The 19,841-nt window shown below is 41.0% G+C and carries 20 protein-coding genes; 3 read left to right on the plus strand and 17 right to left on the minus strand.

The window, feature by feature from the left end:
• Positions 1–3 precede the first annotated feature (3 nt).
• Complete coding sequence (locus NST80_RS09040; protein WP_013991161.1) at positions 4–147, plus strand: hypothetical protein; 144 nt, start codon at positions 4–6, stop codon at positions 145–147.
• Positions 148–198: 51 nt separating this feature from the next.
• On the opposite strand, the gene NST80_RS09045 is transcribed toward NST80_RS09040, so the two are convergent.
• From NST80_RS09045 to NST80_RS09110, 14 genes are all read right to left on the minus strand, one after another.
• The gene (locus tag NST80_RS09045; RefSeq protein ID WP_002889236.1) at positions 199–411 is read right to left on the minus strand and encodes a helix-turn-helix transcriptional regulator; all 213 of its coding nucleotides are present in this window, start codon (positions 409–411) and stop codon (positions 199–201) included.
• 9 nt (positions 412–420) lie between these two features.
• A complete protein-coding gene (locus tag NST80_RS09050; protein ID WP_049553918.1) occupies positions 421–1,029 on the minus strand; it encodes a DUF2975 domain-containing protein in 609 nt (202 codons plus the stop codon).
• 191 nt (positions 1,030–1,220) lie between these two features.
• Positions 1,221–1,658: a hypothetical protein gene (locus tag NST80_RS09055; RefSeq protein ID WP_045769172.1), complete on the minus strand. Its 438-nt coding sequence runs from the start codon at positions 1,656–1,658 to the stop codon at positions 1,221–1,223.
• Between the two features lie 611 nt (positions 1,659–2,269).
• A complete protein-coding gene (locus NST80_RS09060) occupies positions 2,270–2,776 on the minus strand; it encodes a hypothetical protein (protein ID WP_004183442.1) in 507 nt (168 codons plus the stop codon).
• An 11-nt stretch (positions 2,777–2,787) separates the two neighbouring features.
• Positions 2,788–4,818 carry an ATP-dependent DNA helicase RecG gene (gene recG, locus NST80_RS09065; protein WP_257881484.1) on the minus strand — a complete coding sequence of 677 codons (2,031 nt, stop codon included), beginning with the start codon at positions 4,816–4,818 and terminating at the stop codon, positions 2,788–2,790.
• A gap of 118 nt (positions 4,819–4,936) precedes the next feature.
• Positions 4,937–6,040 (minus strand): alanine racemase, encoded by a 1,104-nt coding sequence (gene alr, locus NST80_RS09070; protein WP_045769171.1) that lies wholly within the window; start codon positions 6,038–6,040, stop codon positions 4,937–4,939.
• A 20-nt stretch (positions 6,041–6,060) separates the two neighbouring features.
• Positions 6,061–6,420, minus strand: coding sequence for a holo-ACP synthase (gene acpS, locus NST80_RS09075; RefSeq protein WP_021143628.1), 360 nt, complete (start codon positions 6,418–6,420; stop codon positions 6,061–6,063).
• Between the two features lie 5 nt (positions 6,421–6,425).
• Complete coding sequence (locus NST80_RS09080) at positions 6,426–7,454, minus strand: 3-deoxy-7-phosphoheptulonate synthase (RefSeq protein ID WP_342504599.1); 1,029 nt, start codon at positions 7,452–7,454, stop codon at positions 6,426–6,428.
• Between the two features lie 84 nt (positions 7,455–7,538).
• Positions 7,539–8,570 (minus strand): 3-deoxy-7-phosphoheptulonate synthase, encoded by a 1,032-nt coding sequence (locus NST80_RS09085; protein ID WP_045769169.1) that lies wholly within the window; start codon positions 8,568–8,570, stop codon positions 7,539–7,541.
• 23 nt (positions 8,571–8,593) lie between these two features.
• Positions 8,594–11,143 (minus strand): preprotein translocase subunit SecA, encoded by a 2,550-nt coding sequence (gene secA / locus NST80_RS09090; RefSeq protein WP_045769168.1) that lies wholly within the window; start codon positions 11,141–11,143, stop codon positions 8,594–8,596.
• 182 nt (positions 11,144–11,325) lie between these two features.
• Positions 11,326–11,670 carry a hypothetical protein gene (locus tag NST80_RS09095; protein WP_014632612.1) on the minus strand — a complete coding sequence of 115 codons (345 nt, stop codon included), beginning with the start codon at positions 11,668–11,670 and terminating at the stop codon, positions 11,326–11,328.
• 2 nt (positions 11,671–11,672) lie between these two features.
• Positions 11,673–12,620: a mannose-6-phosphate isomerase, class I gene (gene manA / locus NST80_RS09100; RefSeq protein WP_045769167.1), complete on the minus strand. Its 948-nt coding sequence runs from the start codon at positions 12,618–12,620 to the stop codon at positions 11,673–11,675.
• Positions 12,621–12,685: 65 nt separating this feature from the next.
• Complete coding sequence (gene scrK, locus NST80_RS09105; RefSeq protein ID WP_049527455.1) at positions 12,686–13,579, minus strand: fructokinase ScrK; 894 nt, start codon at positions 13,577–13,579, stop codon at positions 12,686–12,688.
• 180 nt (positions 13,580–13,759) lie between these two features.
• The gene (locus NST80_RS09110; RefSeq protein WP_014632610.1) at positions 13,760–15,661 is read right to left on the minus strand and encodes a sucrose-specific PTS transporter subunit IIBC; all 1,902 of its coding nucleotides are present in this window, start codon (positions 15,659–15,661) and stop codon (positions 13,760–13,762) included.
• A 189-nt stretch (positions 15,662–15,850) separates the two neighbouring features.
• On the opposite strand from NST80_RS09110, the gene NST80_RS09115 reads away from it, so the two are divergent.
• Positions 15,851–17,293 (plus strand): sucrose-6-phosphate hydrolase, encoded by a 1,443-nt coding sequence (locus tag NST80_RS09115; protein WP_183138279.1) that lies wholly within the window; start codon positions 15,851–15,853, stop codon positions 17,291–17,293.
• A gap of 8 nt (positions 17,294–17,301) precedes the next feature.
• On the plus strand, positions 17,302–18,267 hold the full coding sequence (locus NST80_RS09120; protein ID WP_118184996.1) for a LacI family DNA-binding transcriptional regulator: 966 nt from the start codon (positions 17,302–17,304) through the stop codon (positions 18,265–18,267).
• Positions 18,268–18,357: 90 nt separating this feature from the next.
• Here the strand turns inward: NST80_RS09120 and nusB are convergent, their stop codons facing one another.
• From nusB to efp, 3 genes are all read right to left on the minus strand, one after another.
• On the minus strand, positions 18,358–18,792 hold the full coding sequence (gene nusB, locus NST80_RS09125) for a transcription antitermination factor NusB (protein ID WP_002884506.1): 435 nt from the start codon (positions 18,790–18,792) through the stop codon (positions 18,358–18,360).
• On the minus strand, positions 18,785–19,174 hold the full coding sequence (locus NST80_RS09130) for an Asp23/Gls24 family envelope stress response protein (protein WP_002884704.1): 390 nt from the start codon (positions 19,172–19,174) through the stop codon (positions 18,785–18,787). The genes nusB and NST80_RS09130 overlap by 8 nt, the downstream gene beginning before the upstream one ends.
• 70 nt (positions 19,175–19,244) lie before the next feature.
• Positions 19,245–19,805, minus strand: coding sequence for an elongation factor P (gene efp / locus NST80_RS09135; protein ID WP_002884532.1), 561 nt, complete (start codon positions 19,803–19,805; stop codon positions 19,245–19,247).
• Positions 19,806–19,841 lie beyond the last annotated feature (36 nt).

Below are 19,841 nucleotides of genomic sequence, written 5' to 3' on the forward strand. Positions count from 1 at the left end.
GACATGAAACTTAGCATTGAAGCAACCGATAAATTGGAAAACAAAGATTTCCACTATGAGCTGACAGTCTCAAAAACACATATCGCCATGGTCTGTGGCACCGTGCTAGCCAGTCTAGCCCTGGTCGCATGGCTAAAGAAAAAATAAAAAAAGCTTGAAGCATCGTCACGAGAAAGGTGACTGAACTGCTTCAGGCTTTTAGTTTTCTTCGTCTGGTCTATATTCAAGAATATCTCCTGGTTGACAATTCAACTCCTTACAAATAGCGTCCAGTGTTGTAAAACGGATTGCCTTGGCCTTGCCTGTCTTAAGAACCGAGAGATTGGCTGGGGTAATACCAATCCGTTCTGCAAGCTCACCCGAGCGCATCTTCTTCTTGGCAAGTTCAACGTCCAAATTGACAATAATCATAAGCCCCTCCTAAATCGTGTACTCATTTTCCTCAGCAATGGTATTAGCCTTAGTCAAAATCATAGCAACAGCATAGAGGACAAAACTAACTAGCAAATAACTGATATTAAAGAAACTATAACTCTGGTTGCCTGTCCCAAATGTAAAGATACCATTATTGATAAAGGCCCCAAGAACGAGCAAATGCGCTGACCAACGAACCAACTTAGCATTTTTAGCGATAAAAATATCAGAACGATAAAGATTAATCAGAAAGACACGTAGACACAACAAGAAGCCTATGTTGACTGACATACGAAGGAAATCAATGGTTGCTGTAAAAAGCGTCAGACTAGTGCTAGTACTTTTCACAGTAACCCCCGAACCAAGAAGCATACGCAAACCTTGTTGTAAGAGTCCTTCATGACCAGTCAGGATAAAGGCATCATTAAGAATGGTAATAACAAGACTTAAAAAGCCCGCAAAAAGGAGGACATTAACGAACAGGAGAATACTACGTAGACGTTTCTGTTCTTGCGTTTCCTGACGATTTTTAGCACTTTTGGCCGATCTCCAACCATAATAACTAGAGCCAGCCAAGGCTAGGATGATAAAAAAATAAAATAAGATAGTTGTCATGTGTTACCTCGATTGTAAATTCATTTGATTTCTTTGAGCATAGACTAGAAAAAGCCAAGGTGCCTCTAGGAGCCCTTGACCTCATACTAAATCATTAGCTAACTATTAACAGTATCAATTATATCGAATATCAATATAAAATACTAGTTTATAGGTAAGATTTTACTACTTTTCAAATAAGATTCTTTCACTTATTTAACAGCCGTTTGTCCCTTACGAAGACGGACAGCATCACAAGCTAGAGAGACCAAGAGGAGCCAGACTGATGTGCTGAAGTCCACTACAAGGTGATTAGTCGTTCCCAACTGTAAGAAGATATTCAAGACTGATGGCACAAAGGTTAAGAGAGCAGCCTTTTTCAAGAAGAGAGAGAAATCTTTTGTCCAAAATGCCTTCCAAGTAAAGTCTTTAAGCTCTTTACGAAGGAGACAAAGCAAGGCAAGATAGAAGGCGAATTGTAACTCTGAGACTAGCCAGTAACCCCATCCAGAAAGATAATGAACCTCAGCACCTGGGAAAAGATTAGTCACATCCACAAAAGGAAGGATAAGTAAAGCAAGCATTGCAAGACCGTAGATTGCCATAAGAAGAATAAGAACTGCGTTGATGATTGATTTAAGTGTTTTCATGATAAGTATTTCCTTTATTAAATAGTTTTTGGTATATATTTTCTCTTTTTCGCGAATAAGATTATCTTTATCGAAAACTTATTATCGTTTATCGATGAATATATATTACACTCTTTATTTCTCCTTGTCAACACATTTTTATCGTTTTTCGATATTTTTTTATCTAAATTTAAAAACCAGTCAAGAAAATCTCAACTGGTTAGCTTACTTATGTTAATCGCCTAGACTGGTCATGCTTCCGTCTAGACTTTTTATGAGTTTAAGAAGAGGGATTCTACGTTATGAAAAAAGGAAAAAGGGATTTTGGAAAATGAGGGATGAAAGTTGTAGAATATGGGTAAATTTAGCCTCTTCCTAGCATCAATACTAGTTTTGATAAACCTTAAAGTCTTGAGGATGCTTCTGGAAATTTCGGTTGTAGGTTACTTTGATTTTTACTGTCATTGTTTTGTCCTCCTTTTTAGGAATGGTTTGGCTTAGCCAAAACGTTTTATTATCAAAACCTATCTCGTTTTGATGGTTTTATTATAGGTTACCTAACTTAAAGAAAGCTTGTAATAAGCTTGAAGGAAACTTAAAACTCTCAGTGAGTTTACTGAGAGTTTTTCTGTCTAAAGCATGGATAAAATAATTCCCAGGACTAGAGCCACCCAAACAGCATAGCGAATTGTCGCATGATAGCGGTAACTTTCAATAACCTTGGGTAGCTTTGTAAAGAGATAGGCAATGTAAGCAACTATGGAAAGAAAATACCCTTTAAAATTCCAGGACGAGCCTAAGATACTAAAATCTTCGAATAGGGGCACAAGCATCAGTACAGCCGTAAGCATACACCAGACCGGCAAAAGCGTCCTTTCCTTTTGATGCTGTATATGGATAATCAGCTGAGCTATAAAACCCGCGACGTACATAATCAGTAATACCGAACAAACTAGAGAGATAAGAAGTGAATAAAGATATAGGGTATGAAAGTCCGTCTTTCCTTCTATCAACTTTGCCAATTCGGTAATAAACCAAATCAAGATGAAGGCGAAAAAATAAAACAGGAGACCTAACATCATAAGAAATAAAGGATGCAAGATAGCAAAAAAATCGATTTTTAACCGTTTCTTTTTCATGGGTTTCCTCCTCAATCAAACTCGCCTTGGCTTCTCAAATGAGCTCCAAGCACCTGCCAATCAGCATTCTCACGCCAGTTAGGGTCAGATACAATTTGGCTGGCCACGCGCCTTGCTTCCTCTAAGATATTATAGTCTTCCACAATATCAGCCACTTGAAATTCAGGAATTCCTGACTGACGTGTTCCAAAGATCTCTCCTGAACCACGCATTTTAAGGTCCTCTTCTGCTAGAACAAAACCATCCGTAGTCTCACACATGGCCTGCATGCGTTTTTTCCCGGTATCATTTTTAGGATTAGCCACCAAAACACAGTAGGACTGCTTATGGCCACGACCTACACGTCCTCGAAGTTGGTGAAGCTGGCTAAGTCCAAAGCGGTCGGCATCCATAATGACCATAACCGTAGCATTTGGCACGTTAACCCCCACTTCGATAACTGTAGTTGATACTAAAATCTGAGATTTTTTATCCTTGAAGTCCTGCATAATTTGGTCTTTTTCATCATTTTTCATGCGACCGTGCATCAGGGCCACTCTAGCTGAATCCCCAAAGAAATCTGTGAGTTCCTGATGAAGGGCCACCGCATTTTTCAAATCGAGAGCCTCAGACTCTTCAATCAAAGGTGAAATAAAATAGACCTGAGCATCTTTTTCCAACTCGCCCTTGATCCAAGTCAGTACGGTATCTAGTTGCTCATGTTTAACCCAACGGGTAATAATGGGCTTACGCCCAGCTGGCATCTGGTCAATGATTGACACATCCATCTCTCCAAAGGCAGTGATCGCCAAGGTCCTAGGGATAGGTGTCGCTGTCATCATGAGGACATCAGGATTGTCACCTTTCTCACGGAAAATACGACGTTGATTAACCCCAAAACGGTGCTGCTCATCAGTAATTACTAGCCCAAGCCTGTGATAAGTCACAGCATCCTGAATCAGTGAGTGAGTCCCCACAATCATCTGAGCCTCCCCAGATTCGATTTTGGAAAGAGCTACTTTTTTGTCCGCCGCCTTCATCCCAGAAGTTAGGAGCACTACCTCTAGCTCAGGAAAAAGCCCCTGCAAACTCTGATAGTGTTGCTCTGCTAAGATTTCCGTCGGTACCATAAGGGCAGACTGCAATCCTGCAGTATAGGCCCCATACATAGCCAGGCTAGCGATAACTGTTTTCCCTGAACCCACATCTCCTTGCAAAAGACGGTTCATATGAGCCCCAGATTTCATATCGGCTAGGATTTCCGATAAACTGCGCTGTTGAGCCTCTGTCAAGGGGAATGGTAATTCTGCAATTTTGGCTTTGATTTTGGCCTCATCGTAAGCAATTGCTAGACCATTGGTTTCGGACTTATTCTCAGCCTTCAGTACCTGTAAGTTCATCTGGAAATAAAAGAGCTCTTCAAACTTGGTCCTACGCAGAGCCTGCTTATATTCAGCCAAATCTCTCGGAGAATGCATGGCACGCACAGCCTCTTGACGTCCCATGAGACGATACTTGTCCATAAGCACCTGTGGGAGACTCTCCTCCAACAAATTCAAGGCCCCACTATCAAAAGCTGCCCTTATAGCCTTTATCAGCTGGGCCTGACTAACGCCCTGGGCCACATGATAGACTGGCTGCATATCGTCCTCAACTTGAGCCAACACTTTCATACCAGTCACTGCAGACTTCTTCTGGTCCCATTTGCCAAAAATAGCCACTTCTGCCCCCATCTCAATCTTGTCCACAAGATAAGGCTGGTTGAAGAAACTAATGGCAATCACTGCCTCTCCTTGCTTGATTTTAAAACTCAGACGATTACGTTTAAAGCCATAATACTGTACATTGGCAGGGGTCACCACCGTTCCCGTAATAACAGCCTTTTCGCCATCCATCAGTTCAAAGATAGACTTACTCTTAAAATCTTCATATCGGAAAGGAAAATAAAGCAAGAGGTCCCCAACCGTGTGTAAATCTAATTTGGTAAATTTTTCAGCGGACTTAGGACCAAAGCCTTTCAAATCCGCAATTGGTGAATCTAGTCGAATCATATCCTCTATCATTTCTATCGTGTTCTTCTCCTCGTGAAAGAGGAAGCCTTATCAGCTATTATAACACATGAAAATGCTCTTCACTAAAATCAAAAAATCCAGTATCAAACTGGATTTCTATTTATTTATATTAATCATAGCTACGAGGTACACGATCACTAAGCAAACAAAGGACCTCGTAGTTGATAGTGCCACGTTTTTCAGCCACCTCTGTCGCAGTGATGCTTGCTCCCCCATTTTCCCCCATAAGCGTAACTGGAGTTCCTAGGGGATAAACCTTAGGAAGGCGAACAGTGATCTGGTCCATAGACACACGCCCAACAATTGGGCAAAGCTGTCCATCAACAATAACGTGGAAACCTTGTAAATCTCTGGTCCAACCATCCGCATAGCCAAGCGGAATGGTTCCAATAACCTCATCAGCTGTCGTCGTATACGTTGCACCATAACCCACATCTTGACCTGCTGGCAGGATCTTAACATGAACAAGCGCTGTCTCCAAGCTTAAAGCAGGACGAATGTTATAGGGAAGTTCTAAAACACTGCCACTAGGATTGAGACCATAGATCACGACACCTAGACGTACAGCATTAAAGACTGTTTCTGCATGCCAGATACTCGTCGCAGAGTTGCTAGCATGTACCAAGCGAGGGCGGTCCACCAAGTTATTAACCAAATCCGTAAAGAAGGTCAATTGACGATTGAATTTACTATCATCTGCCTCATCAGCTGTTGCAAAATGGGTAAAAATACCTTCGACATCCGCACCAAGTGCCTTCAGACCAGCAATCAAACTATCTGCATCCCCTTGGCTACGCACCCCAATGCGTCCCATGCCTGAATCAATCTTAATATGACAGGTCAAACCAGTCAAATCAAGCCCTTGATCCTTAGCCATTTCCAACCACTCTAGCGAAGCTACCGTCAGAGTGATGTTTTCTTGAATAGCCAAAGGAACCTCGTCTGGCAAGACGACTCCTAAAATAAGTATCGGTTGCTCTAAACCAGCCTGACGGAGTTCAAGTGCCTCGTCTAGGTTGGAAACACAAAAACCATCTACCTGTTTAGACAAATGCTTGGCCACCGCAACAGCACCATGACCATAGGCGTTGGCCTTAACAACTGCAAAAGTCTGCACCTGTTTAGGGATGTGACTAACCACTTGTTCAATATTTTCTGAAATTGCTGATAGATCAACCTTTGCCAAGGTTGGTCGATGTAAACTTGAGATCATAAGCTATCCTCTTCCAACATCTATCTCTTAGTTTTTTCTAAAATGACACTTGCCTGAACAAAATCACCGCTATGGGAAATCGAGATGAAGACATTGCCTTCAAAAGGCGACTGGGTCACCACTGGAGCTCCCTTGTCATTGGTCAAAATTTCAATATCCTTAAAGCCGACTGCTCCAATACCTGTACCCCAGGCCTTTGAGAATGCTTCCTTACCAGCCCAGCGACCTGCTAAATAGGACATCTGACGATTGCCAGAAAGGGATTCAAAACGCTCCCACTCTTTTGGTGTCAATACCTTTTTTGCAAAACGTGGATTGCGGTCATAAGCCTTTTTAACAGCTGAAATTTCCTGCAAGTCTATACCATGTCCAAAAATCATAATTTTTATGAAAGTCGATTGTGGATTTCACGAATAAGGCTATCTGTCTTATCCCAACCAAGACATGGATCTGTGATTGATTTACCATAAACTTCAGGTGTGTCTTGACGACCATCCTCAAGGTAAGACTCAATCATAAAGCCACGCACGGTATCCGCGATACGCTCATCCCACTCACAGTTAAGAAGGACTTCACGTACAATGCGAACTTGTTCCATGAAGTTTTTACCTGAGTTATCATGGTTTGTATCAACAAGAATAAATGGATTTTCCAAATTAAATGCACTATACTTGTACAAAGCCTTAACCAAGTCCTCGTAATGGTAGTTGACAATGTTCTGACCATTTTCATTGTTGGCACCACGCAAAATAGCGTGAGCGAGTGGGTTACCATCTGTTTTAACTTCAGCACCATTGTAAAGGAAATGCTGTTGGTTCTGCGCAGCATAGATACCATTAAACATGACATTCAAATTTCCTGACGTTGGGTTCTTCAAGCCAATTGGCACATCAATACCTGAAGCTACAAAGCGGTGTTCTTGGTCCTCAACCGAACGTGCTCCAACAGCGTGGTAGCTAAGTAGGTCATCAAAGAAGGAAAGATTTGACGGATAAAGCATCTCGTCAGCGATTGGAAGGCCTGTTTCAGTAATAATACGTGACTGAAGGTGGCGAACCGCCTTAACTCCAGCAAGAAGGTCTACATCACCCTCTGCATCTGGTTGGTGGATAAGCCCCTTATAACCATCTCCATTAGTACGTGGTTTAGCTGTATAAACACGCATAACAATAAAGATTTTATCTTTCACATCTTCCTGAAGTTTGGCCAAACGGTGAGCATAGTCAAGAACGGCTTCTTCATTATCAGATGAACATGGACCAATAACCAAGAGAATACGTTTGTCCTCACCCTTGATAATTTTTGCCAAAGCCTCATCATTAGCCTGTTTAGTTACTAGTGCATCTCCCGTAAGAGCATGTAATTTCCTTACTTCCGCTACATCAATCAGCGGACTATTTTGATGAATTCCCATTTATTTCCCTCTCTTTGTGAAAAGAGAGCGAACCGCTTGGTCATCCAAACGGTTCACTCCCCATACATGGTTTCTGTTACCTTATTATTTTGACAAAGTATCGTGGATTTCACGAATCAATTCTTCTGTCTTATCCCAACCAAGACATGGGTCAGTGATTGATTTACCATAGACATCTGGCGCATCTTGACGGCCATCTTCAAGGTAAGATTCAATCATGAAACCACGTGCAACTTTGTTGATTTTCTCATTCCAGTCACGGTTAATCAAGGTTTGACGAACGATACGGATTTGTTCCAAGTAACGTTTACCTGAGTTATCATGGTTTGTATCAATAACGATGAATGGATTTTCAAGACCCATTTTTTCATAGTGTTCGATGGTTTCAAGAACATCATCATAGTAGAAGTTAGGCACGTTTTTACCATATTCATTCGTTGAACCACGAAGAATAACGTGTGCCAATGGGTTACCTGATGTTTCAACTTCTTCACCGTTAAAGAGGAAGTTTTGTTTGTTTTGTGCAGCGTAGATACCATTAAACATAACGTTAAGGTTCCCTGATGTTGGGTTCTTCATACCAGTTGGAACATCAATACCTGATGCAACAAAACGGTGTTGTTGGTCTTCTACAGAACGTGCACCGATGGCAATATATGACACAAGGTCATCTACCAAAGGAAGGTTTTCTGGGTAAAGCATTTCATCAGCAGTTGTGATACCAGTTTCAGTGATAACACGGTAGTGAAGATTACGCACAGCCTTGATACCATTGATTAGGTTTGGTTTACCTTCAGCATCAGGTTGGTGGACAAGTCCTTTATAACCATCACCATTTGTACGAGGTTTAGCTGTATAAACACGCATAACCATAAAGACTTTATCTTTCACTTCTTCTTGAAGTTTAGCCAAACGGTGAGCATAATCAAGAACTGCATCCTCATTATCAGATGAACATGGACCAATAACCAAAAGTGTACGGTCATCTTCACCCTTGATGATTGCTTCAAGCTCTTTATCACGAGCTTGTTTCTTGGCAAGGGCTTCACCTGTCAATGTAGTTGATTCTTTAACTGCATCAAAATCAATTTTTTCACTTACTGCTTTAAAAACCATAATAATTACCTATTTCTTTTTTCCTAAAATTGTTTACGACCGTGACAATTTTTAAATTTCTTACCAGAGCCACATGGACAGAAGTCATTACGACCAACCTTACTAAAGTCAATTTCTTGACCATTAGCATCTGCTTGGTGAGCCTGGATATTGCCTGTTGCTGTTGTTGAAACACGTTCATTCACATTTTCACGAGATTGTTCATGAATTTGTGCTTTCATCATTGTACGTGTCACATCATATTCAATTGCCCCAATCATATCTTGGAACATCTTGAACCCTTCAGATTGATACTCAACGATTGGGTTGTTTTGGGCATAACCACGCAAACCAACGGCATTACGTAATTGATCAAGGGCATCGATGTGATCCGTCCACTTGTTGTCAACAACCATCAAAATCAAGACTTTTTGGAATTCACGGATAGCTTCCTCTGAACGCAATTTCTTGATTTGACGATCATAAACATCAGCTGCTAACTCATTCAAGTAAACTTTAATAGCGTCATAATTAACACTACGTTTCGTTACCTCTCCCACTTCTCGTAAATCTTCAAGTGAGATGGCATTCTCAGGAACCAAGGCCTGACGAGCAAAGTTCAAAATACCTTTAAGAGCTTCCTCTTGATCATTGCGGCTGTGACCATCTACTGTACGGTTAATCGTACGCTTAATCATAGCCTTAATCTCAGGTTCAAGGTCACGTTCCGCTGTGATAACATCATAACGCTCAGCGTAGATGATTTCACGTTGTTCACGCATAACATCATCGTACTGAAGGACTTGTTTACGAGTATCGTAGTTATTTCCTTCGACACGTTTTTGAGCCGCTTCCACTTGACGAGTCAACATGCGTGATTTGATAACGATATCTTCATCATCAGCGTTCAAACGTTCCAAGACTTGCTTGATACGATCAGAACCGAAACGACGCATCAATTCGTCTTCAAGTGAAAGGTAGAATTGAGATTCTCCTGGGTCCCCTTGACGTCCCGCACGACCACGCAACTGGTTATCGATACGACGGCTTTCGTGACGCTCTGTACCAATGACACAAAGGCCACCAAGGTCAAGAACACCTTCACCAAGTTTAATGTCGGTACCACGACCGGCCATGTTGGTCGCAATCGTAACGGCACCACGTTGACCCGCATTCATGATAATATGCGCTTCTTTTTCGTGGTTCTTAGCATTAAGTACTTCATGAGGAATACCTGCTTCAACCAACATCTTAGAAATCAAGTCAGATGTTTCAACGGCAACCGTACCAACAAGGACTGGCTGTCCCTTTTCATAACGACGTTTAACATCTTGTACCACAGCGCGGAATTTAGCATCCAAGGTTGGGTAAAGAAGGTCGTCGTGGTCAATACGTTGAATTGGACGGTTAGTTGGAATCGGAATGATTCGCATGTTATAGATTTCACGGAATTCATCTTCCTCAGTCTTACCAGTACCAGTCATCCCTGACAATTTCTTGTACATACGGAACATATTTTGGTAAGTGATTGAGGCAGATGTCTTCGTTTCTTCTTGAACCGGTACACCTTCTTTTGCTTCAATGGCTTGGTGGAGTCCATCTGAGAAACGACGACCTTCCATGGTACGACCTGTAAATTGGTCGACGATAAGAATTTCTTGCTCAGGACTTACCACATAGTCGATATCATGCAACATGATGTAGTTGGCACGAAGGGCATTGTCAATATAGTGAGTCAAGGCAACGTTGTCAATATCATACAAGTTGTCCAAGTTGAAGAATTCTTCAGCCTTGTCAATACCTGAGTCATTCAAACCAATTGTTTTTGTTGGAATATCAATGGCATAATCATCCTCTGTCAAGGTCTTAACAAAGGCATCTGCACGATGATACAACTGGTTAGTTTCTGAACTTACAGGACCTGATACAATCAATGGTGTACGAGCTTCATCGATAAGAACCGAGTCAACCTCATCGACCAAGGCATAGTTCAATGGACGTTGTACCATGTTTTCCTTACGAACAACCATGTTATCACGAAGATAGTCGAAACCTACCTCTGAGTTGGTTGAGTAAGTGATGTCACAGTTATAAGCTTCACGTTTTTCAGCTGGTGATTTGGCTGAAAGGTTAATCCCTACTGACAAACCAAGCCAACTATAAAGCTCACCCATTTCAGTCGCATCACGCTCTGAAAGGTATTCGTTAACGGTGATAACGTGTACACCTTCACCTGAAATAGCATTTAGGTAAACAGGCATTGTCGCAGTCAGGGTTTTCCCTTCCCCTGTACGCATCTCTGGGACGTCACCATGGTGAAGAACGATACCACCCATGATTTGCACACGATATGGGAAAAGTCCAAGGACACGTTTTGCCCCTTCACGAACAACTGCAAATGCCTCTGGCAAGAGTTGGTCTAGGCTTTCTCCGTTTTGATATCGTTTTTTAAATTCTTCTGTTTTTGCCTGAAGTTCTTCATCTGAAAGAGCCGCCATTGCATCAGCATAGCTCTCGACTTTCTTGGCAGTTTTTTCTAGTTTCTTAATTTCGCCTTTATCATTTTCAATGACTTTGCGTAATATATTTGCCATCTTTTTTCCTTTCGACAGTCTTTATCTCCATATTTTACCACAAAAGCCCCCTTTAAACAAGAAATCACTCAAGGATTGACAAAGAAAAAAGCCCTAGTTTAAGGGCTTTCACAATGGATTCGCAAATAAACTAAAACTTTTTTATTAGATTCACTGAAAATATCGACAATAATACTTTATGCCTACTTCTCAGAGTTTTCTTGGCTCTCTAGGATATCCTCAAAATCATGCAAAAGATTTTCAAAAGCCTGCTCAAAGAAGGCATGGTCGGTGCTACTATAAGCCTTCATTATCATAGGACTTGCTTCAAAATCAACGTAGAATTGATAGTCCAAGACACCATTTTTCCAGTAAAATTTGATGCTAGGGGAAGCTGTTTTTTCACCACACATACCAGGAATTGCCCGTTGTAAGCCATAAATGTGGTCGCCATAGTCTTTCAGACGATAATAAGCTCCTTCAAAATAATATGATTTGTTGATTTCAATACGCTCAAATAGGGCCGCTAAAACTTTTTCATTACTCATACTTAAGCCTCGTTAGGGTGACTGACAATCATCTCCAATTGTCCATCAATTTCCCAATCTGTCACATCATTTGGAAGAATGAAGTGATCACCTTTCTTTAGACAATAAATGCGTGAATCGATAGTCATGGTCCCATTGCCAGAAAGTACGGAACAAAGCAAATAGGGAGCTGCTTGCTTGAAGTCAACCAAGCCACTGAGTTTCCATTTATACACAGTGAAAAAGGAGTTTGATGTCAAACAAGTCGACTCTAATTGCAAGGTCTTAACAGTTGCTGGGACACTATTTTCTGGATTCCCTAGATTCAAGACATCAAGAGACTGTTGAATATGAAGTTCACGTTTATTTCCCTGATCATCCCTACGATCAAAATCATATACACGATAAGTGGTATCGCTAGATTGTTGAGTCTCTAAGATAAGGATACCTGGACCAATAGCATGCATGGTGCCACTTGGTACAAAGAAAAAGTCACCTTTCTTAACAGGAGTTTTCGCCAAAAGTCCATCCCAATCACCTGCTTCAATCAAGGATGCCAGCTCTTCCTTTGTCTTAGCCTTGTGACCATAAATAATTTCTGCACCCTCTTCAGCATCAATAATATACCAACATTCTGTCTTTCCTAGCTCACCTTCGTGCTCTAGCCCATAGGCATCATCAGGGTGTACCTGCACTGAGAGCCAGTCATTAGCATCCAAAATCTTGGTCAACAAAGGAAAAACACTAGTCTTGGGGTTCCCAAAAAGTTCTGGATTATCCTTGTAAAGCTCTGCCAGGTGGAAACCAGCATATTTTCCATTTTTGACATAGGATACACCATTAGGATGGGCAGAAATTGCCCAGTATTCACCAGTATGTTCACTGGGAATATCGTAACCAAACTCTGTCTTGAGGCGATTACCTCCCCAGATTTTCTCATGCATTGGTGAATCTAAAAATAAAGGTTCCATTACTTCCTCCTGTATAGAGCAAAACGCCTTAAGATTATCTCTTAAAGCGATTTTACATATTTTGTTTATTTGTTTGCATGCTTGTCGGCTACGTCCTTAGCAAGTGCGAAGTTACCAAGTGTTGCAGAACCATTACCTGAAACAGCAGGTGTCACAATATACTCATTTACATCTGGCACCGGAAGGTAACCATTCAAAAGAACTGTGAATTTTTCACGAACACGACGAAGCATGTGTTCTTGCCCCATAACACCACCGCCAAAGACGATAACTTCAGGACGGTAAAGTACTGTTGCTTGGACAGCCGCTTGAGCAATGTAGTAAGCTTGAACATCCCAAACTTCAGAATGCTGATCAATCAATTCACCACGAATACCTGTACGAGCTTCGAGCGATGGTCCAGCAGCCAAACCTTCCAAACATCCACGGTGGAATGGACAAGTACCGTTAAATTCATTGGAAACATCATTTGGGTGAAGCGGTACATATACGTGACCAGCTTCAGTATGACCCATACCACCAATGAATTCACCATTTTGAATAGCTCCAGCTCCGATACCTGTTCCGATAGTGTAGTAAACAAGGCTCTTAACACCTTTACGAACAAGTGTCTCACCATAAGCAGATGAGTTAACATCAGTCGTAAAGTAGAAAGGAACATTAAACTCTTTAGCAATCAAACCAAGAAGGTCAACATTTGACCAATGTGGTTTTGGTGTTGAAGTCACAAAACCATATGTTTCAGAGTTTGGATCAACATCAATTGGACCAAATGAACCAATAGCAATTCCAGCCAATTGATCTTCATAACGTTTGAAAAATTCAATAGTACGGTCAATTGTTTCGTAAGGTGTAGTTGTTGGGAATTGAGTTTTTTCAACGACTTGGAATTTCTCATCGCCAACAGCACAAACAAATTTTGTACCACCAGCTTCCAAGCTTCCGTAAAGTTTAGCCATAGGTAAAGCTATCTCCTTTTATGATCAATAATAACTATTTATACTATTATAAATAAAAGCTAGGCAAAAGACAATCTAAATGAGACCTTGTTTAAGGAGGTACAGACTACTCTGCTTCATACTTTTCTTTATGAGCCATTTAACTAAAAAAGCCGAATTGGCTTCGACTTTTCTAGCTTATTATTTAACTGCGATGAAGTCTGCACCTTCAGCAACTGAACCAGTCGCTACTGATGAAACATCTTCGAAGTCTGCAGTGTTTGTAACGATAACCATAGTTGTATCGTCAAGACCTGCTTCAGTGATTACTGAGCTATCGAAGGTAGCCAAGACATCACCTTTTTTAATGCGTTGATTTGCTTGAACTTTAGCATCAAATCCTTTACCGTCAAGTGAGACAGTGTCGATACCGATGTGGATAAGCACTTCAGCACCTTTATCAGATTTAAGACCGTAAGCGTGACCTGTTGGGAAGGCGATTTGCACTTCACCATCAAATGGTGCGACTACTTGGTTACCTGAAGGTTTGATAGCGGCACCCTTACCCATAGCTCCTGAAGAGAAGACTGGGTCATTAACATTTTCCAAAGCTACAACTTCACCTTTAAGTGGTGCAGCGATTGTTTCAGCTTGCAATGCAACTGGAGCTGATTCTGCAGATGCAATATCTTCAGCAACAACTTCTTTTTGAGCTTCAACTTCTTCCTCTTTGTAACCGAAGATCCAAGTAAGAGCGAAACCAAGAGCAAGTGTTACAAGTACCATAATCACATACTTAAGTACTTGACCGTTAAGGTAAAGAAGTGTACCAGGAACGATTGTTACACCAAATCCTGTACCAGCAAGGTTAAGGATTGATGCCAACCAACCACCAGCAGCACCGGCGATAAGACCCATGATAAATGGTTTACCGAAACGAAGGTTAACCCCGAAGATAGCTGGTTCAGTGATACCAAGTACCGCTGAAAGAGTTGCAGGGAAAGCAAGTGCTTTCAATTTAGCATCTTTAGTTTTAACACCCACTGCAAGTGTCGCACCAGCTTGGGCAGTCATAGCAGCTGTGATGATAGCGTTAAGTGGGTCTTTACCAGTATTTGCAATAAGGTTAGCTTCAAGCAAGTTGAAGACGTGGTGAACCCCTGTAACGACGATAACTTGGTGAACACCACCAATAACAAGACCAGCAAGACCAAATGGCAAGTTAAGAATCCATTCTGTAGCAGCAAGAACATAGCTTTCAACAGTATGGAAGACAGGACCAATGATAAAGAGGGCCAAAGCTGACATTACTGCGAAGACGATAAGTGGACGCAAGAGAAGGTCAAGAACGTCTGGAACCCATTTACGAACCCATTGCTCGAACTTAGCACCAAGCAAACCTACGAAGAAGGCTGGAAGCACTGAGTTTTGGTAACCTACTACTGGAATAAAATCAAAGAAGTAAATTGGTTTAGCAGCACCTGATGCAACATCCCAAGCGTTAGGAAGGGCGTTGTTAACCATCATCAAACCAAGAACCAAACCAAGAAGTGGTGAACCACCAAATACGTTAAAGGCTGACCAACAAATCAAGGCTGGGAAGAAGGCGAAGGCTGTATCTGTCAATACAACTGTGTAAGTATAGAAATCAGTAGCAGCAAAAGCTTTTGATGTTGTACCGAACAAACCAAGAACTGTATCGTTATTGATTGCTCCACGGATACCCATGAAAAGACCAGTCGCTACGATTGCTGGAAGCAATGGAACGAAAACGTCACCGAATGAACGGATAGCACGTTGGAACCAGTTCCCTTGTTTAGCAGCTTCTGCTTTTTGTTCGTCTTTAGATGCTGTTGGAAGACCTTGAGCAACGACTTCGTCGTAAATCTTGTTAACAGTACCTGTACCAAAAATCATTTGGTATTGACCTGAGTTGAAGAAAGCACCTTGAACTTTTTCAATGTTCTCAGCCTTTTCTTTATTGATTTTGTTTTCATCTTTAACCATCACACGTAGACGTGTCGCACAGTGAGCAACACTGTTGACGTTTTCACGTCCACCGAGGGCATCGATGACTTCTTTTGCAATTTGTTTGTTATCCATTTGCAAAATTCTCCTTAATAAAATTTGGTATGAAAGCGTTTAGCTTTTCTTTACGGTAACTATTTTAGCATCTTTCTGTCATATGTCAACCGTTTAGCATAATTTTTTATTTTTTTATGATAAATCGTTGATTTTTCTAGGTAAAACGTTTACTATATTACTAACAAATAGATTAGGAGATCCCTTTATATGAATCTACCAACAGAAGTTCGTTACCGTCCATACGCTGATTGGACAGACGAAGAAAAAACAAAGATTAGAGAAAATGTCGCTAAATCACCTTGGCGTGCAAGTTACCATATCGAACCAGAAACAGGGCTTCTTAATGATCCAAACGGTTTTTCTTACTTTAATGGTAAGTTCCAACTTTTCTACCAAAGTTGGCCATTTGGAGCTGCTCATGGTTTGAAACAATGGGTGCATACTGAAACTGAAGATTTGGTTCACTTTACAGAAACTGGTGTCAAACTCTTGCCAGACCATGAAAATGATAGCCACGGTGCCTACTCAGGTTCTGCTTATCAAATCGGTGATAAACTCTTTATCTTCTATACTGGGAACGTTCGTGATGAAAACTGGATTCGTGACCCACGTCAAATCGGCGCTTGGATGGATAAAGACGGCAAAATCGAAAAATTCGACAAGGTTCTTATCAAACAACCTGCTGACGCTACTGGGCACTTCCGTGACCCTCAAATCTTCGATTACAAGGGACAATTCTACGCTATCGTAGGTGCTCAAAACCACGATAAACAAGGTTATATCAAACTTTACAAGGCAGTAGACAATGATGTCGAAAACTGGGTTGAGGTTGGTAATCTTGACTTTGGTGGCACTGGGTCAGAGTACATGATTGAGTGTCCTAACCTTGTCTTTGTAGATGGCAAACCTGTTCTTCTTTATAGCCCACAAGGTCTCGATAAAGCTGAACTTGACTACGGTAACATCTACCCTAACACTTATAAGATTTTCCAAGATTTCGACACAGAAAAACCTGCCCTCGTTGATGGCACACCAATTATCAACTTGGACTACGGATTTGAAGCATATGCAACTCAAGGCTTTAATACTCCAGATGGTCGTGCCCTTATTGTCAGCTGGATCGGTCTTCCAGATGTGGACTATCCAACTGATAAATATGACTACCAAGGAGCTATGAGCTTGGTTAAAGAATTGTCTATTAAGGATGGCAAACTCTACCAATATCCAGTTGAAGCCATTACAAGCTTACGTGCTAGCCAAGAAGATTTCTCTGGAAAAACGTCAACAACTAACACTTACGAGCTTGAACTTAACTTCGAAGCTAACTCTCAAACTGAACTTGTCCTCTTTGCAGACCAAGAAGGAAATGGCTTGTCACTTAAGGTTGATACTGAAAATGGAATAGTTATCCTTGACCGTTCTAAAGCTGGTGAACAGTATGCGACTGACTTTGGCACAAGTCGTGAATGCACTCTTGATGCCGGTCAAGCTGCAACAGCAAACATCTTTGTAGATAATTCAATCGTTGAAATTTTCTTCAACAAAGGTGAAAAAGTCTTCACTAGCCGCGTCTTCCCAAGTGCAGAGCAAACTGGTATCAAAGTGACATCAGGAAACGTTTCTGGACACTACTTCGACTTGAAATACTAAAGTGATTTATGGTCGCAAAGCTTACTGACGTTGCCGAACTGGCTGGTGTGAGCCCAACCACAGTTTCTCGCGTCATAAACAAAAAGGGCTACCTCTCACAGAAGACCATTGATAAAGTTCACGCTGCTATGCAAGAACTCAACTATAAACCAAATAATTTAGCTCGAGGTCTTCAAGGAAAGTCGGCCAAACTTGTTGGTTTGATTTTCCCAAATATTTCCAATATATTTTATGCTGAGCTTATTGAACACCTAGAAGTGGAGCTCTTTAAGCAAGGCTATAAAACCATCATTTGTAACAGTGAGCACGATCCTAACAAGGAAAAGGACTATTTGGAGATGCTTGCCGCCAACCAATGCGACGGCATCATCTCATCTAGCCACAATCTTGGCATCGAGGATTATGAGAAAGTTGAAGCTCCCATCATTGCCTTCGACCGTAATCTCGCTCCAAAAATTCCTATCGTCTCATCTGATAACTTTGAAGGTGGGAAGTTAGCCGCAAGAGCTTTAGTAAAGGCTGGCTGTCAACGTATTGTCATGATTACAGGTTATGATAATTCAGATTCTCCAACAGGACTTCGTCAACTAGGTTTTAATTACGAATTAAACAAAAAAGGTATTATCTGTCCTGTTCCAAACGACTTATCTCTCATGCGACGTGAATTAGAAATCAAATCTATCATTTCTCGTGAAAAACCAGACGGTATTTTTGTCTCAGACGATCTCACAGCCATCCTAATTATGAAAGTGGCTAAACAAATGGATATTTCCATTCCTGATGACCTTAAAATCATCGGTTATGACGGAACTGCCTTTATCCGTCACTTCTACCCAGAGCTAGCAACTATCCAACAACCTTTGGACGAAATTGCTAAGCTTTGTGTCGAAATTCTTCTCAAGAAAATTAAAGGCAAAACAGTTAATCGTGATTACGTGCTTCCAGTAAATTTGATTGCCGGTGGTAGTATATAAATAAAAGTCGCAAGAAATCTCCGCTTGCGACTTTTATTCTTGTTAAATTTGTAGAAAAAAGAAGTTGAAACAGTGCTCAACTTCTTTTGCTTATGCTTCATCTGTCACGAACTGACTAAGTACACCGTTAATGAACTTAGCAGATGTTTCATCAGAGTATTTTTTAGCGATTTCAATGATTTCGTTGATAGCCACACGTCCTGGTGTTTCTTCAAATGACGTGATTTCATAAAGTCCTAAACGAAGGAGGGTACGATCTGTCACAATCAAACGTGAGAGGCTCCAACCTTCTTTCAATTTTTCTTCAATTTGACTATCAAGTTGAGCCAACTCTTCACGGACGCCTGTTACTAGACTAAGGAGAAAGGCTGGTACATCAACTTCAGTTTCTTCGTCAATTGGCTTGTCATAAGTGTAAGCGAAATGTGCTTGTTCCAGAGCTTCACCACCAAATTCAAGGGCAAAAAGCGTTTGAAAAGCACGCTCACGAAGGTCACGACGTGAATCTTTAAAGATATTAGTCATTCAAAAAATCCTCGTTAAACAATTCAGCCAAGTCTGGTTTTTGTGACTTTTCAGTAACAATAGATTCAACGTGAACGTTGACTTCTGAAATTGCCACTTCTGCCATATCATAGACAGCTGCTTTAACAGCCTTTTGAATTTCAATTGAAACCGCTGGTACGTTAACCCCATACTGAAGTGAAACGTAGATATCAGCATTTACAGTACCATCTTCTTCTGTTCGGAGGTAAACACCACGTCCCAAGCTTGTTTTGCTGAGACTATCCGTAACATTTTTATTTTGAAGGGCGTAAACACCTTCCACTTTAGTTGCAGCGATACCTGTAATCACTTCGAGCACGCGAGGGGCAATTACAATTTCACCGATATTTTCTGTAGTCATCGCATGTTTCCTTTCCGTTAGTTTGGAAAATAAAGCCTTCAAACCAGTGGTTTGAAAGACTTAGTTGGGCTTAGGCACGTGATACGTAAGTACCTTCAGCTGTGTTGATAACCAATTTTTGACCAGCTTCGATAAAGTCTGGAACGTTAACCACAAGACCAGTTTCAAGTGTTGCAGGTTTACCTGAACCTGTAACTGTTGCACCTTTGATTGATGGTTGTGTTTCAGTAACAGTCAATTCAACAGTTGTTGGTACTTGCACACCGATAACTTCTGTTCCGTAGAATTGGATTTTTACTTCTGAGTTTTCAAGGATAAATTTCAATTCTTCTTGAACGTTGGCTACTGGGATTTCATATTGGTCATATGTTTCAGTGTTCATGAAGTATGCAGTATCATCCATTTGGTACAAGTATTGTGCTGGTACTGTTTCGATGATTGCTTGTTCAAATTTTTCTTCTGGACGGTAGCTAGTATCAAAAGTTGAACCTGAGCGAACATCACGCAATTTCATACGCATGATTGTGTTACCTTTACCAGGTTTGTGGTGGCTAGCTTCAAGAACTTTGATCAATTTGCCATCGTTAGTTACGAAAGTCATACCCGCACGGAGTTTACTTGCTTCAATCATTATTAAATACCTCTTTGTAAAAAATTATTATCAGTT

This window comes from Streptococcus sp. FSL K6-1323, assembly GCF_038630745.1.
In the GTDB taxonomy this organism is placed as follows: domain Bacteria; phylum Bacillota; class Bacilli; order Lactobacillales; family Streptococcaceae; genus Streptococcus; species Streptococcus salivarius_D.

Coding starts and splice junctions, on each gene's coding strand:
- NST80_RS09120 (WP_118184996.1), top strand. CDS start 17,302: ATGGTCGCAAAGCTTACTGACGTTGCCGAACTGGCTGGTGTGAGCCCA.
- NST80_RS09110 (WP_014632610.1), bottom strand. CDS start 15,661: ATGGATAACAAACAAATTGCAAAAGAAGTCATCGATGCCCTCGGTGGA.
- NST80_RS09085 (WP_045769169.1), bottom strand. CDS start 8,570: ATGGTTTTTAAAGCAGTAAGTGAAAAAATTGATTTTGATGCAGTTAAA.
- manA (WP_045769167.1), bottom strand. CDS start 12,620: ATGGAACCTTTATTTTTAGATTCACCAATGCATGAGAAAATCTGGGGA.
- alr (WP_045769171.1), bottom strand. CDS start 6,040: ATGATCTCAAGTTTACATCGACCAACCTTGGCAAAGGTTGATCTATCA.
- nusB (WP_002884506.1), bottom strand. CDS start 18,792: ATGACTAATATCTTTAAAGATTCACGTCGTGACCTTCGTGAGCGTGCT.
- NST80_RS09050 (WP_049553918.1), bottom strand. CDS start 1,029: ATGACAACTATCTTATTTTATTTTTTTATCATCCTAGCCTTGGCTGGC.
- secA (WP_045769168.1), bottom strand. CDS start 11,143: ATGGCAAATATATTACGCAAAGTCATTGAAAATGATAAAGGCGAAATT.
- NST80_RS09095 (WP_014632612.1), bottom strand. CDS start 11,670: ATGAGTAATGAAAAAGTTTTAGCGGCCCTATTTGAGCGTATTGAAATC.
- NST80_RS09045 (WP_002889236.1), bottom strand. CDS start 411: ATGATTATTGTCAATTTGGACGTTGAACTTGCCAAGAAGAAGATGCGC.
- NST80_RS09055 (WP_045769172.1), bottom strand. CDS start 1,658: ATGAAAACACTTAAATCAATCATCAACGCAGTTCTTATTCTTCTTATG.
- scrK (WP_049527455.1), bottom strand. CDS start 13,579: ATGGCTAAACTTTACGGAAGCTTGGAAGCTGGTGGTACAAAATTTGTT.
- NST80_RS09130 (WP_002884704.1), bottom strand. CDS start 19,174: ATGACTACAGAAAATATCGGTGAAATTGTAATTGCCCCTCGCGTGCTC.
- NST80_RS09115 (WP_183138279.1), top strand. CDS start 15,851: ATGAATCTACCAACAGAAGTTCGTTACCGTCCATACGCTGATTGGACA.
- acpS (WP_021143628.1), bottom strand. CDS start 6,420: ATGATTTTTGGACATGGTATAGACTTGCAGGAAATTTCAGCTGTTAAA.
- NST80_RS09060 (WP_004183442.1), bottom strand. CDS start 2,776: ATGAAAAAGAAACGGTTAAAAATCGATTTTTTTGCTATCTTGCATCCT.
- NST80_RS09040 (WP_013991161.1), top strand. CDS start 4: ATGAAACTTAGCATTGAAGCAACCGATAAATTGGAAAACAAAGATTTC.
- NST80_RS09080 (WP_342504599.1), bottom strand. CDS start 7,454: ATGGGAATTCATCAAAATAGTCCGCTGATTGATGTAGCGGAAGTAAGG.
- efp (WP_002884532.1), bottom strand. CDS start 19,805: ATGATTGAAGCAAGTAAACTCCGTGCGGGTATGACTTTCGTAACTAAC.
- recG (WP_257881484.1), bottom strand. CDS start 4,818: ATGATAGAGGATATGATTCGACTAGATTCACCAATTGCGGATTTGAAA.